This window comes from Chitinophaga sp. 01L420 (assembly GCF_056399985.1).
The window spans coordinates 19221-32988 of record NZ_JBFTSK010000029.1 but is presented as its reverse complement, the minus strand read 5'-3'; the positions used below and the strand labels follow the sequence as shown (position 1 = coordinate 32988).

Genomic DNA, 13768 nt, shown 5'->3' with positions numbered 1-13768 from the left:
ATGGAAGAACTACTCAGAAAAGTAGAGGAACTGGGAATTTCGCTGGTGGCCCAAGGGGAACAACTGGACATCTATGACCCGGCTAATGCCCTCACCGATGACTTACTGCATGCGCTGAAAAATAATAAAGAGGCCCTGCTACAACTCCTGCAAGGCGTTACAGGCGATAAGTATATTCCGATCCCCCGGACAGCAGAAAAAAAATACTATCACCTGTCCGCAGCACAGCGGCGGCTGTACTTCCAGTATGAATTCGACAAAACATCACTGGCCTATAATATTCCACAGGCAGTAACCCTGACCGGTAAACCGGACAAAGCAAGGATAAAGAATGCCTTCACTGTCTTACTGGACCGTCATGAAATATTCCGCACCGCTTTCGAAATGGTAAACGACCTGCCAATGCAGCAGGTATTACCGCCACAGGATTTTGATCTGGAAGAATTGCATGCAGATAATGGCGATGTGAAGACTATAATACATCAGTTTATAAGACCCTTTGATTTGCATAAACCTCCCTTGTTCAGAGCAGGATTGATCAACGTCGGGCCGGATGAGCATGTGCTCGTGGTAGACATGCATCATATTGCATCTGATGGGGTGTCGGCAGGAATACTGATAAGGGACTTTATGGCTATCTACAATGAGGAAGTGTTGCCACCATTGCCTTTGCAATACAAGGATTTTGCGGAGTGGCAACAATCTCCTGCACAACAGCAATTCATGTCCGCCCATAAACAATACTGGGTGGATGAGTTCATAGAAGTGCCCGGCCGCCTTGAATTACCTGCTGATTTTCCACGGCCGCTCATTAAGGAATATAGCGGCAGCTCTGTGACTATTGAAATAGATGCAACAACAACTGCGGGATTGAGAACCATCGCAGAACAGGACGGCGCCACCATGTTCATGGTGATGTTGTCGCTCTTCAATGTATTGCTCAGTAAACTCTCCAATCAACAGGATATTGTTATCGGATCAGTTACCGCCGGCCGTCAGCATCCCGATCTCGCCAATATGTTCGGTATGTTTGCCAACACCCTCGTGCTGAGAAATGAGGTGAAAGGAGCGCTTAGCTTCAAAGAGCTGCTGGCTGTTGTGAAAGCACGTGCACTACAGTGTTTTGCGCATCAGTACTATCCTTATGAAGAGCTGGTGGAGCAACTGAGAGTAGAAAGAGATACCAGCCGGAATCCGCTGTTCGATGTATTATTTGCCTACAATAATTTTGAACCAGCCTACCTGGAAATGCCGGGCCTTACCCTGCAGCCCTGCAGCTTTGAGCCTGGTGTCGCCAAGTTTGATCTTACCTTAACGGTAACCGAACAAACGGAAACAATGAAACTGAGCCTGGAATATGCGACCTCCATTTTCAAAGCCGGAACCATCGAAAAATTTATGGTCTGTTTTCATCGTATTATCAACGCCGTATTGGCGAATCCGTTTGTAAACATCACTGATATCGACATATTGTCTGAAGCCGAAAGGGAACAGGTGCTGTATGGATTCAACAATACAAAAGTGAGTTATGCTGCAGACAAAACAGTGATTGACCTGTTTGAAGAACAGGTATTGCGCACACCTGCCAATACAGCTATTATCTGTGAAGAAACCAGGATTTCCTATCAGACATTAAACACAACTGTCAATAAGCTGGCGCATTATCTGAGGGAGAAACTCGATATAAAACCAAATGACCTTATAGGGGTGATGCTGCCCAGGACAGAAAGTCTTATTATCAGTATCCTGGCGATACTGAAAGCGGGTGCGGCGTATGTGCCTATCGACCCAAACTATCCCGAGGAACGTATACAGCTCTTGACGACCAACAGCGGATTGAAGGCCATCATAGGCTTACAGACAAATAGTAGCCGGGATACCGGGGTGCCATTGGTTTCCATCATTGCGGAGAGAAATTTTATCGCCGGACAGCCGGATTTTAATCCGGAGAAAATAACAGGCCCCGATGACCTGATCTACGTAATCTATACTTCTGGTTCTACCGGTGTTCCCAAAGGAGCCATGATCAGACATCATTCATTTACCAATCTGATAGAATGGTATCGTGATAAGTTGAAACTGACGCCTGCAGACGTTATGTTGTTGCTTGCGCCGGTAAGTTTTGACCTGGCACAAAAGAATATTTTCTCTCCGCTGGCAGTCGGCGCACCTTTATGCCTGTCTGAAAAATTGCATCTGGAGTATAATGCCATTGCCGAAACAATCAAAAGGGAAGGCGTAACAATAGTAAATCTTGCTCCCAGCGCATTTTATCCGCTATTGGAAGAAGAAGAGTATTCCCACTTCCGGAATCTGCAGCCGCTCAGGCAAGTGGTGCTGGGCGGAGAACCTATCCATACCAGGGAACTGGATGGCTGGCGTAAATCGGCTTATTATAATGCCATCATCATTAATTCGTATGGTCCCACTGAGTGCACGGATGTGGTGTCCTGGCATGAACTGTCTGACTACGAACTCGAAAAAGCCAAAAGCATCCCGATCGGGAAAGCGGCATATAATACACAGTTGTATATACTGGACCGGGATCTGAAACCAGTGCCAGTGGGAGTAACTGGAGATATCTATATCGGCGGGGTATGCGTGGGAAATGGATACCTGAACAACAGTCAGTTGACAGCAGAGAAGTTTATAAAGAATCCTTTCGATGAGCAGCGGCTGATTTATCGTACAGGAGATCTGGGAAAATGGCTACCGGAAGGCAGTATCGAATTCACCGGCAGAAATGATGATCAGGTGAAGATACGCGGATTCCGGATTGAGCTGTCCGAAATAACCAACAACCTTACAAGTCACCCTATGGTGAAGGATGCGGTAGTATTGCCGGTGAAGAAATACGGCAATGAGCATTTGTCGGCCTACTATACAGCAGAAGAGGAGATACCAGTAACCGTACTGAGAAGCTTCCTGGCAGCCAAATTACCCGGGCATATGGTGCCCGCATATTATGTTCATTTAAAAAGCCTGCCGCTGAATCCAAATGGTAAGCTGGACAAAAAAGCGCTGCCGGAACCAGATGTAGAAATCACCGACAGTTATGCGAAGCCTGAAACAAACATACAGTCAAAGCTGGTAGAAATCTGGTCCCGGGTGCTGAATATCAACAGTGACAAAATCAGCATCTATGCTAACTTCTTTGATCTGGGTGGTCATTCACTAAAAATAATTCAGTTAAACAGACTGGTGAATGAGGCAATGAATGTTAATATCTCTGTGGCAAATACCTTCCGGCTATCCAATATTTCTTTAATGGCGGACTTCATCGTAAATGGTGATAAAAAAACGTCGGAGATGGAAAAGGAATTTGAAGATCGCGGGGACTTTCTGAATTTATTAAGCAGATAAAATACCAAAATCAGCCAGGTATGGATAATAAATATACGGGGTATGAAATTGCCATAATCGGTATGGCCGGCCAATTCCCCGGTGCGGAAGATATACAGGCATTCTGGGAGAACCTGAAAAACGGCGTTGAATCTATCAGTCATTTTACCCGGGAAGAACTTCTGGAAGAAGAAATTGATACTGCTTTGATTGATCGTCCGGACTATGTTCGGGCCAATGCATATTTGAAAAACAAGGGGCAGTTTGATGCAGCATTTTTTGATTACCGGCCAGATGAAGCAAACATGATGGATCCACAGATGCGGGTATTGCATCAGTGCGTATGGGCGGCCATAGAAGATGCCGGATACAATATCAATAATTACAAGGGCCGGGTAGCACTTTTTGCCGGCGCGACTTCTGATGTCAACTGGCAAAACTATTCCACCCTGACCAACAATCGTTTTCTGTCTGACCAATACTTCAGCGAGTTCCTGACGAATGTGCAATATACCAGTTCGAAAATATCTTATCAGTTCAACCTGCGTGGTCCTTCTGTTTTTCTCAATACGGCCTGTTCTACTTCGCTGGTAGCCGTTCACCAGGCCTGCAACAGTTTATTGCTGGGCGAATGTTCAATGGCGCTGGCGGGCGGCGTATCCATCAGGAACTTTTCCAAACGGGGATATATTCACCGTGAAGGCATGATCCTTTCTGCAGATGGCCATTGCCGTGCTTTTGATGCGGAGGCAAGTGGAACGGTTGGCGGTGAAGGCGTTGGTATCGTAGTCCTGAAAAGACTGAAAAACGCACTGGAAGACAAAGACAATATACTGGCCGTCATCAAAGGCACAGGTATCAATAATGACGGCGCTGGTAAAGTGGGATATACTGCTCCCGGAATTGACGGACAGGTGGGGGCAATTGTAATGGCCACCAAAATGGCCCGGGTACCTTTAGAAACAATCACTTACCTGGAAACCCATGGTACCGGTACCCGGCTGGGCGATCCGGTGGAGGTGGAAGCGCTGAATAATGTATTTGGAAAAGGTGATGAAAAATATTGCGCTATCGGGTCTGTCAAAACAAATATTGGACACCTTGATGTGGCGGCAGGAGTAGCCGGCCTGATAAAAGTAGTATTATCATTACAGCATAAACAACTTCCTCCCAGCCTCCATTTTAAAACACCTAATCCACAGATCAATTTCAGCAATGGCCCTTTTTATGTAAACACGGTGCTGAAAGAATGGAGTAATGAAGCAGGACCATTGCGGGCGGGAATAAGCTCATTTGGTATTGGTGGAACCAATGTCCACATGGTCATAGAGGAAGCGCCGGTTGCAGCGCCTGCGCAAGCGGAAAAAAGCCGTTTCCGCCTATTGCCGTTTTCTGCAAAAAGTCCTTCAGCACTGGAAGGAAATATCAGGAAACTGGGGCAGTTCCTGGCGGCCAACAAAAATACATCACTCACGGATACCGCCTATACGCTTCAAACGGGAAGGGCTGCTTTCAGATACCGGAAAATGCTGGTATGTAAAGATATCCCGGAGGCAGTGGAGCTGCTGGATGGAATCAAAACGGAACCGCTGACAGATACCACTGCTGCGGATGTAAAGCCTCCGGTAGCATTTATGTTTCCCGGACAGGGCGCCCAATACAGAGATATGTGCCGGGATCTCTACGAAGATGAACCCGTATTCAGAGCGGAGATAGTGCGTTGCCTGGAAATATGCAGCAGTGAGCTTGAAAGGGATTTGTATCACATCCTGTTTTCATGTACTGATGATTCTACGGTGAGCGATATAGACGATACACAGTATACGCAGCCGGCATTGTTCGTTATAGAGTACGCACTTGCCAGACTRATCATGTCATGGGGCATTGTCCCCGATCTGATGATAGGCCACAGCCTGGGTGAATATGTAGCCGCCTGCATAGGAGGCGTTTTTTCATTGGCAGAAGCATTGAAGCTGGTCATCAGAAGAGGACAGCTGATGCAGCAGGTGGACCGGGGCGCGATGTTGGGCATCTCCTTATCGGAGGCTGATCTCAAGCCATTTCTTAAAAGCCACAAAGGCATTTCCCTCGCCGCCGTGAACAGCTCGGAATTATGCGTGGTATCAGGGCCGGAACAAGCGATCAGTGAATTTGCCACCTGTATGAAGGAAGAAGGACATCCTGTAAGGAACATCCGGACTTCTCACGCATTTCACTCCTCCATGATGGATGAAATGCTGGAGGAATTTGAAAATGAAGTAAGAAAAATTACACTCCGGCCTTCTACTATTCCCATTATTTCAAATCTTTCCGGGAGAATTTTAAAGGATAAGGAAATTACAGATGCTGCGTACTGGGGTAAACACCTGCGCAATACGGTTCAGTTCTCCCGCGGGCTGGATACCCTTCTGAAAGAAAAAAATATGATATGCATAGAAGTGGGGCCAGGAAAAGTGCTGAGCACATTTGTACGGTCGCATATCGGCAAGAAGAAAGGACATAAGGTCATTAACCTGGTGCGTACGCCACAGGAAGCTGTAAACGATGTAAGCTACCTGCTGCAGGCTGTTGGAGAGTCGTGGTTGCATGGCATTGAGCCCAACTGGGAGGCGCTGAACCAGGATAACAACTGCAGGAAAATATCATTGCCTGCCTATTCTTTTGATAAAACGGAGCATCTGGCTAATGTCGATGTGTTTAAGGTGTTGTCGGGAATGATGCAAAAGAGCTATGTGCAGAAGAAGCAGGACATTTCCCGGTGGTTTTATACGCCTACCTGGAAATTGCTGCCGCTGCCTGCTGTAAATACCGCACATAGAAGCAGTGGATGCACGCTGATATTTGCCGACTCCTGCGGAATTAGTCACCGGCTGATCAAAAAAATAAAAGAAGATAAAGGAGAAGTTGTTTACGTTCGAATGGCAGACAGCTACCAGGAAGAATCTTCCCATCTATATGAGCTGAATCCGAATGATGAAGAWGGATACAGACAGTTATTCTCCAGTTTATCTGACTACGGATTGCTGCCTCATCGTATCATCTATTGCTGGGGAATCACCAGGAAACAAGTGAATGAATTTTCCATTCCTGCAGGTAACATCTTCTTTTTCGGCTTGTTGGAAATAGCCCGTCAATACCATGCGCAGAGAGGAATTGACAGGAAGAAGATCATTGTGCTGACCAGCGATCTGCATCCTGTATTGGGCAGTAACAAAACATCCGGCGTAAAATCTATGTCGCTGGGGTTGTTGCGGATCATTGCGCAGGAGTTCCCGTTTATCGAAACCGGTCATATAGACATTTGCATGGAGGAGATGAATGTAGCCTATGTACAGCAACTTTATCAGGAAGTATGCACCGGAAATACCGGTAAAGTGATTAGCCTGCGACAGGGGCAAAGATGGGAACAGATTTATGAGCCGGTGATGGCAGAACCGGAAATGCCTGGAAGAGGATTCAGGGAAGAAGGCGTTTATCTGATTACCGGCGGCCTCGGGAATCTGGGTGTCACCATCTCCGGGTATCTGCTGAGAAACCTGCGTGCAAAAGTGATCTTGTTAGGCCGAACGGAAATACCACCGGCTGAATTGTGGGAGGGAATATTGGATGATGATGGCTTCAACGCAGAAATCAGGAAGAAAGTAAAACAACTGCAGGCGCTGCAACAGGAAGGTGGTGAAGTATTGTACCTGTCCTGCGATGTGGCCGATGCTGTTGCCATGCGCAATGCGGTGACCCGGGCGGAGAAAAGGTTCGGACCTGTTAATGGCGTGATTCATGCCGCCGGATTAGTGGGAGGCAATGCAGTGCAGTCGCTCACCGAGTTGCAGAGAAATGATTTCTATGAACAATTTTTGCCCAAGATAACGGGGTTACAGGTACTGAGGGAATTGATGGAAAGCAGAAATCCGGATTTCTGTATCATCATCTCTTCATTGGCTGTCGTTTTAGGTGGACTTGGTTTTGGTGCCTATGCCCCGGCAAATATTTTTATGGACTATTACATCGATGCCTACAGGAGAAAGGGACGTCTTTTAAACTGGGTATGCGTTGATCTCGATGGTCTGAATTTTGATGGCACCCCCACTAACGTTATCGACAGCAGTGAATTGTGGGAAGCGTTGAATATTGTATTGAAATTAAAAGAGATGTCCAGAATTGCGGTATCTGCCACTGACTTACAGGAAAGACTGAAGAAGTGGGTATACCGGCAGGAGGTGGCGGCAGAACCGGAGATAGTGACCACAGAAGCGTATACCGCTCCTGCCACAACACTAGAAGAAAAACTCACCGGAATGTGGTCTACCGTGTTAAGTATAGAAAAGGAGAAAATCAGTACTACCAGCAGTTTCTTTGAACTGGGAGGCAACTCCCTTATTGCGCCGGTGCTGCTGTCTGAGTTGAATGAGGCATTCGGCATTACTGTGYCGTTGAAATATTTATATCAATATCCTACTATCGAAATGCTCTCTGCTTATTTATCTGAAAAGCAGCAGATCGTTATCGGCTAAATGTAACCACTACTTTTTTTGTTAATCATTCCACCATGTACAACAGGATGGCTGTATATGTCGTTGCCCACCAGGACGACTGGCAATTATTTATGGACCCCCATATCAGCATTGATATCAACGACCCCGGTTGCAGAACATTAATTATACACACAACAGCCGGCGATGCAGGAGATGGAAGAAAGTACTGGCGTGCCCGCGAAGCGGGGGCTGTCAATTCACTGAAATTCAGAATAAGCCATGACATAGGAAAGCAGTTGCTCGGTGGATATATAATGGTGAACAAAAAGAAAATTTTCCGGACACAGGCGGCCCATTGCAGTATCTATTTTCTGCGACTACCCGACGGCGGTCCATATGGTGAAGGCTTTGCCCGGTATGGTTTTCAAAGTCTCTCGAAATTGCGTGGGAATAGTATCGGACAAATTCATTCCGTGGATGGGCTCAATTGCTTTAGCAGTTTTTCTGAAATAGGCAGGCTGCTTGACAATATCATTAACAGGGAACTACAGGCAGGACGTATGAAAGACGATAGCCCTATTGTGCTGAATTTTCCGGAGTATGATAATAACATCAATCCGGATGATCATAACGATCACCTGAATACAGCACTGTTGCTGATGTCGATGAAAGTATATGCCACTGCAGGAAAACGTGCTTTTGTTCATTATCATATTCAGCACGTGGCACCGGATCTGGACGGAACAGAACTGTTCTGGAAAGTAGGCATGTTCAGCGTATACCATCAGACAGTACTGGATTTACATGGCCATTCCACTATCGGCGAAACACATCAGTACAGCATATGGTCAAGAAAAAATATCATCTGCAGGGATATTCTGTAGCAACTGTAGCATATCAATACCTCAATATCTGAAGCAATGCTGAATCACCTTATGGAAACAGGAATAAAAACGGAGATACTGGAAACCGGTTTTGTACAAAAACGGGAATGGATGCTGTATAAGATCAGAGAAGATCATTATCCACTGAATATAACTGTCGATTTTTCGCTGGACAGTTTTGATCGTGATGTTTTCCAGAAAACCATCGACCTGTTGGTACTGCGCCACGAAATTTTCAGGACCACCCTCCAGGTGATCGGAGGCAGCCTGAAACAAATAATACATGATCCGGAAAAATTCCATGTTGGCTTCAACTACTACGATCTATCCGGGAGTAGCCCTGCGGAAAGGGAATTGTTTACAGGTAATAAGATGCTGTTGCTGTCTTATATGCCTTTCAATTTCGAATTCGGACCGATGTTACGGATCGCCGTATTCAAAACAGCGGGGGAGAAATTTGACATCGTTTTTATATTTCATCACCTGATTTTTGATAACATTTCTGTTCAGATATTCAAGGCGGATGCCGTACGTATATGGGGGCAGTTGATGTACGGAGAAAGCGGACTTTCGGATACAGAACAACCCCAATACAGGACCTATGTTGCATTTGAACAGAAGCTGCTGAACTCTGCTCTGGGCGATGCTCACCGGCATTACTGGTCGCTGCAGTTGAAGGAAGCGTTTCCCCGGTTCCGTTTTATTGATGCGCAAGCGTGGAAAACATATCAGGATCGACAGTTGAGAAAGGTACAGGAGGTGAAACGCAGGGTCTTCAGCTTACCTTTTTACGATAGGCGTTTTCTGGGCAGCGTGGTCAGGAGATATAGTTTTAATCAGGCAGGTGCTATCTGTTTTGATTATTCCAGCGAAACTATCAAACAGGTATTTGAATACAAAAACAATCGGAACAGCAATCTTCATTCTGTTTTCCTGGCAGGTTTTATTCTCGCTTTCCATAAGCTATGTGGCCAGGAAAAATTTGTTTTTGATATCCCTGCATACAGGCGAACAGATGGAATATTTAAAAGTGTGATTGGCTGGCTGGCAGCCGGTGGGGTTTGTTATTTTGATATACTGGAGAATAAAAGCCCTGCTGCATGGCTGCAATATATAGACAGGCAGTTGTCGCATCTGGCCAAGCATTGTGTATACCCTTTCGAAATATTGGACTATGAATCCGCTATTCCTCTTGGCGGGGCAGTACCGGTTTTCTTTACCGTTTCTGAAACATCACGTGCTATTGGCCCCGGGGGAGGATCCGGTATCGTGAGCCACGATACAGAAGGATCGGCCGTTTACGAGGAGGTGGCCGTATTCCTTGATGTTTATACGGATGCCTGCCGGCTCAAAATGATGTATAACAATGCTATTATCCCTGCGGACATCGTGGAAAAATTTATGTGGGAACAAGAGGCCTGCCTTCGTCATCTGCTCAGGGAAATTCTATAAAAATCTGCCATGGGAAACATGAAAGAAAACAATGTAATCGGAATAGTAGGAGGGATGGGGCCACAGGCTGGTGTGGCTTTATTTGAGCGTATTCTGTACCATACCAAAGCGCTGAGTGATCAGCAACATCTGTCAACTATACTGATGTCGTTTCCTTCTCATATTGTAGACAGAACATCTTTCCTGGAAGGACATGAACCGGTAAATCCCGCCTTCACTATAGCAAAGGTTATCAACCGGCTGGAAATGGCGGGTGCCGGTGTGATAGGAATAGCCTGCAATACCGCGCACTGCTCAAGAATTTATGATGTTATACTTGACGAATTGCAGAAAACAAACAGCCCCATAAAACTTGTAAACATGATCTCCGAAGTATGCAGGCGGATTGAAGAACATTATCCGGGTGCGCGAAGGATTGGGGTGATGGCTACAGACGGCACTTACAAGTCGGGCGTGTACCAGGAGTTGCTGCAGAAATGTGGTCTTGAAGCAATAATGCCGGATCCAGCCTTTCAGCATACTGTTATTCACAGGATGATATATGACCCCGATTTCGGCATTAAAGCCCATTCCGTGAAGATCAGCCCTAAAGTAAATGCATTACTGAAAAAGGCGTTGCAATTCTTCAGGAGGCAGGCAGTTGATGCCATCATTCTGGGATGTACAGAGCTTTCGCTGATCCTTCAGGAAGAGGGACTGGAAAATATACCGGTTATTGATTCCTCGAAATCCCTGGCCCTGGCGCTCATCAGGGAGGCAACGGCGGAGAAAACAGCAAATAAAATACCTGAATCAACTTCTAATCTCAATGAAAATAGTTCAAAGTTTCTGGTCTAAACCTTCCCGGCAATCCAACTCCCAGTTGGTAGATGCACGGTTTAATGGCGGTTGGCTCCATCGCAGCCTGAATTACTACAGCTGGGCGCTTAGCTGCCTGCAACTGCGGAAATATTATGATAGTGTGGAGCTGGTAACCGACGAATGGGGTAAAGAAATACTGATCGACAAACTGAATCTTCCCTACACCAAGGTAACAGTAGCCCTTGATGAATTAAACAGATTCGATGCCGGCCTGTGGACAATGGGAAAAGTATATGCTTATGGTTTACAGCAGGAGCCATTTATACACGTGGACAGTGACGTGTTTATCTGGAAACCGTTTGAGGATGATATCGTAAACGCGTCCCTTGTAGCGCAGAATCTTGAAGAAAAAGGTCAGGGCTATTCTGAATCCTTCCTAGCCGTATGTGATACTTTTTCGCATGTTCCTGAATACTTCCAGCCCTTGTATGATCAGGGGTTTTCACCTTCTGCCAACGCTGGTATTCTTGGGGGTAATAATATCCCGTTTATACAGAATTATGTCCGGGAAGTATTTTCTTTCCTGGATAATAATAAAAAGGACCTGGATAGTATGATCAGGGAGAATGCCGGAAACTTCAGCGTCGTTTGTGAGCAGGTGATTTTCTATTCCTATGCCAAACACTGCGGGGTGGATATTGGATATCTGCTTCCGGCAACACCTAGCCTGCCACCTGACATAGGATACTTTCATATGGCAGAACAAAACAGGGGCCTCGTTCACTGCGTGAGTTTCTATAAAAGGGACTTGTTGTCCTATGCCACGCTGAAATGGAGGTTGTGGGAAAATTATCCCGCGTACTATAGTAAGATAAATAAGCTAATCGCTGATGCAGAAATCTAAAAAAAAGTAAAATGGAGTCTGTTTATACTGATATAACAGAAAAACTGTTGTATGTCTACAATCGCTTTTCTGCCGATGATAAAGAAATGATATCTCCGGATTTGCATGGGCATACCCCAAAACCCGACAGCATAGGCTATGGTAGCCTGGGATGGCATCTTTTTGCGCTTGAGCTCTACCGGTATACCGGCGAGCAGCAGATCTTAGCAGATATAAGCCGTCATCTGCATGCGCTGGAACTGTACACGCTTCGCAATAGATCGAATAACTACAGCCTGGTAAACGGACGCTCAGGATTACCTTACTTATATCTTCAGTTGTACCGGGTAACAAAGGAGCAGAGCTGGCTGGATAAATGTACCGGAATAGTGAAGAAACACTGGGACAAAGATGCCGGCAACCTGAAAATATTTGATAACAAAGGGATCGTAAATGGATTGTCGGGTCTGATATTGTTTTACCTCGATCTGTATACGGAGATCAGAGAGGAATGGCTGATGACACATATCACGCAGTGCACAATGGACCTGATCAATAAGGCCAATATGGGCGAGTCGGATGTTTACTGGCCATATGATTTTTTTGAAGACGATCAGGAGATGGTCTGGATGAGTGATCGTTCGGCGATTGCCCTGTGTTGCCTCGAATTGGGCAGGTATAGCGGCAATAATGTTTTACTGTCGTTGGCGAAAGGTATTTTAAGCAGGGAGGGCAGCAGGAAAGTGGGTATAGTGGCATCGGGTAATCTCGGAAACATCAGTGATATGCTCGTTAACATGCATGCCGCTGCATTGAATATAGTGCCGGTTGCCGCGGAAGAACACAGGATGGCGACATTGCCGGAAGTGTTATTGTCAGAAGATATTCCCAGCAATTTGTACTATGGAATGGCTGGCCATGCGTTGGGATTCCGGGAGGCATACAACATCTCTGGTAATCCTGATTGGCTGCAAGCCGCAAAAAGAATAGGTGCCACACTTGAAGAGCAGCTCATGCAGATGATAAGCAGCGGAACTGACAGGCGCTTTTTTACGGGGATTGCCGGCATTGGTTATGCTTTGCTAAAGATAGCAGACAAAAGTGCATCTCCTTCCCTGATGCTGCCACGTGTCCATAGTGGGGAAGAGTCGTCTCTATCCGGTGGCTCTCTGATAAATGCGAATGTTCAGATTGATCAGCCAATCGTAAACCGGATACTGGTACAGAAGAATTATAAAGAAACACTGAATCTGCTGAAAAAACATTTTCAACCGGAAACGAATACTTTTTTACTCCAGGAGCCGCCCCTTTATCCACCGCAGTTACAGGACTTTGTAACAACCTTGAAAAAGGCCCGTCCGGATACAGATAATAACTGGGCGCTTGTGCAGGAAATGCTGGAGCGGGAAAGGGCGGGTAACAGACTTAGAGAATCGCAGGGCCGTCCTGTAGACGATGATATCCTGTATGGGCAACGGGTGGATAAAGTATTTCAGATTTCCCGCAGCCAATTGCTGTCGCTTAGACTGGTGGTGTCTGACAGGTTTTTTATTCTCAAACGGGAACCGGTGATTGACCTGACAGAAAAGGTGTCGGCTGCCGTGCTGCAGGAGCTGCTCACCGAATACGGCTCATTGTCGTACTTCATGCGTATCGACAACTTTAACCAGGTGCAGATTCAACGGCTGGATATACGAAGACTCTATGTTGATCAATTCATTACACCAGCAACGGTAGATGAAGTGGCAGCAATAATAATATCTTTTGTAGAGCGGCAGGACGAGGAGAATATTAACATGCTTATTGCCGGATTGGAGGTGGAAAACCTGGATGCGGTCAAAGAAGTGCTGAGAGAACGGTTCCTGGAAGCCATGCAATGGCTGCTGGCGATTGGGTTGTTGGAAGAATTTCCTGCTGCATCCTGAATTATTTTT

The 13768-nt window shown here is 46.1% G+C and carries 7 protein-coding genes; all 7 read left to right on the top strand.

Translation table 11 applies throughout. From position 1 onward, the window contains the following. From AC1DP6_RS23895 to AC1DP6_RS23865, 7 genes are read left to right on the top strand one after another with little or no spacing between them, the layout of a single operon-like run. Positions 1-3363: a non-ribosomal peptide synthetase gene (locus AC1DP6_RS23895; RefSeq protein WP_477057089.1), complete on the top strand. Its 3363-nt coding sequence runs from the start codon at positions 1-3 to the stop codon at positions 3361-3363. A gap of 20 nt (positions 3364-3383) precedes the next feature. Next, a complete protein-coding gene (locus tag AC1DP6_RS23890) occupies positions 3384-7853 on the top strand; it encodes an SDR family NAD(P)-dependent oxidoreductase (RefSeq protein ID WP_477057088.1) in 4470 nt (1489 codons plus the stop codon). A gap of 35 nt (positions 7854-7888) precedes the next feature. Continuing rightward, the gene (locus AC1DP6_RS23885) at positions 7889-8698 is read left to right on the top strand and encodes a hypothetical protein (RefSeq protein WP_477057087.1); all 810 of its coding nucleotides are present in this window, start codon (positions 7889-7891) and stop codon (positions 8696-8698) included. A 36-nt stretch (positions 8699-8734) separates the two neighbouring features. Then, positions 8735-10150, top strand: coding sequence for a condensation domain-containing protein (locus tag AC1DP6_RS23880; protein WP_477057086.1), 1416 nt, complete (start codon positions 8735-8737; stop codon positions 10148-10150). Positions 10151-10168: 18 nt separating this feature from the next. Continuing rightward, positions 10169-10987, top strand: coding sequence for an aspartate/glutamate racemase family protein (locus AC1DP6_RS23875; RefSeq protein ID WP_477057085.1), 819 nt, complete (start codon positions 10169-10171; stop codon positions 10985-10987). Then, the gene (locus tag AC1DP6_RS23870) at positions 10959-11855 is read left to right on the top strand and encodes a DUF6734 family protein (RefSeq protein WP_477057084.1); all 897 of its coding nucleotides are present in this window, start codon (positions 10959-10961) and stop codon (positions 11853-11855) included. Before AC1DP6_RS23875 ends, AC1DP6_RS23870 begins: the two co-directional genes overlap by 29 nt. A gap of 11 nt (positions 11856-11866) precedes the next feature. Next, entirely contained in the window at positions 11867-13759 is a 1893-nt protein-coding gene (locus tag AC1DP6_RS23865; protein WP_477057083.1) for a lanthionine synthetase LanC family protein, read from the top strand. Positions 13760-13768: the final 9 nt, after the last annotated feature.

Bases quoted from the DNA above. Each gene is read 5' to 3' on its own strand.
- AC1DP6_RS23865 (WP_477057083.1), top strand. From the start codon at position 11,867: ATGGAGTCTGTTTATACTGATATAACAGAAAAACTGTTGTATGTCTAC.
- AC1DP6_RS23895 (WP_477057089.1), top strand. From the start codon at position 1: ATGGAAGAACTACTCAGAAAAGTAGAGGAACTGGGAATTTCGCTGGTG.
- AC1DP6_RS23875 (WP_477057085.1), top strand. From the start codon at position 10,169: ATGAAAGAAAACAATGTAATCGGAATAGTAGGAGGGATGGGGCCACAG.
- AC1DP6_RS23870 (WP_477057084.1), top strand. From the start codon at position 10,959: ATGAAAATAGTTCAAAGTTTCTGGTCTAAACCTTCCCGGCAATCCAAC.
- AC1DP6_RS23885 (WP_477057087.1), top strand. From the start codon at position 7,889: ATGTACAACAGGATGGCTGTATATGTCGTTGCCCACCAGGACGACTGG.
- AC1DP6_RS23880 (WP_477057086.1), top strand. From the start codon at position 8,735: ATGCTGAATCACCTTATGGAAACAGGAATAAAAACGGAGATACTGGAA.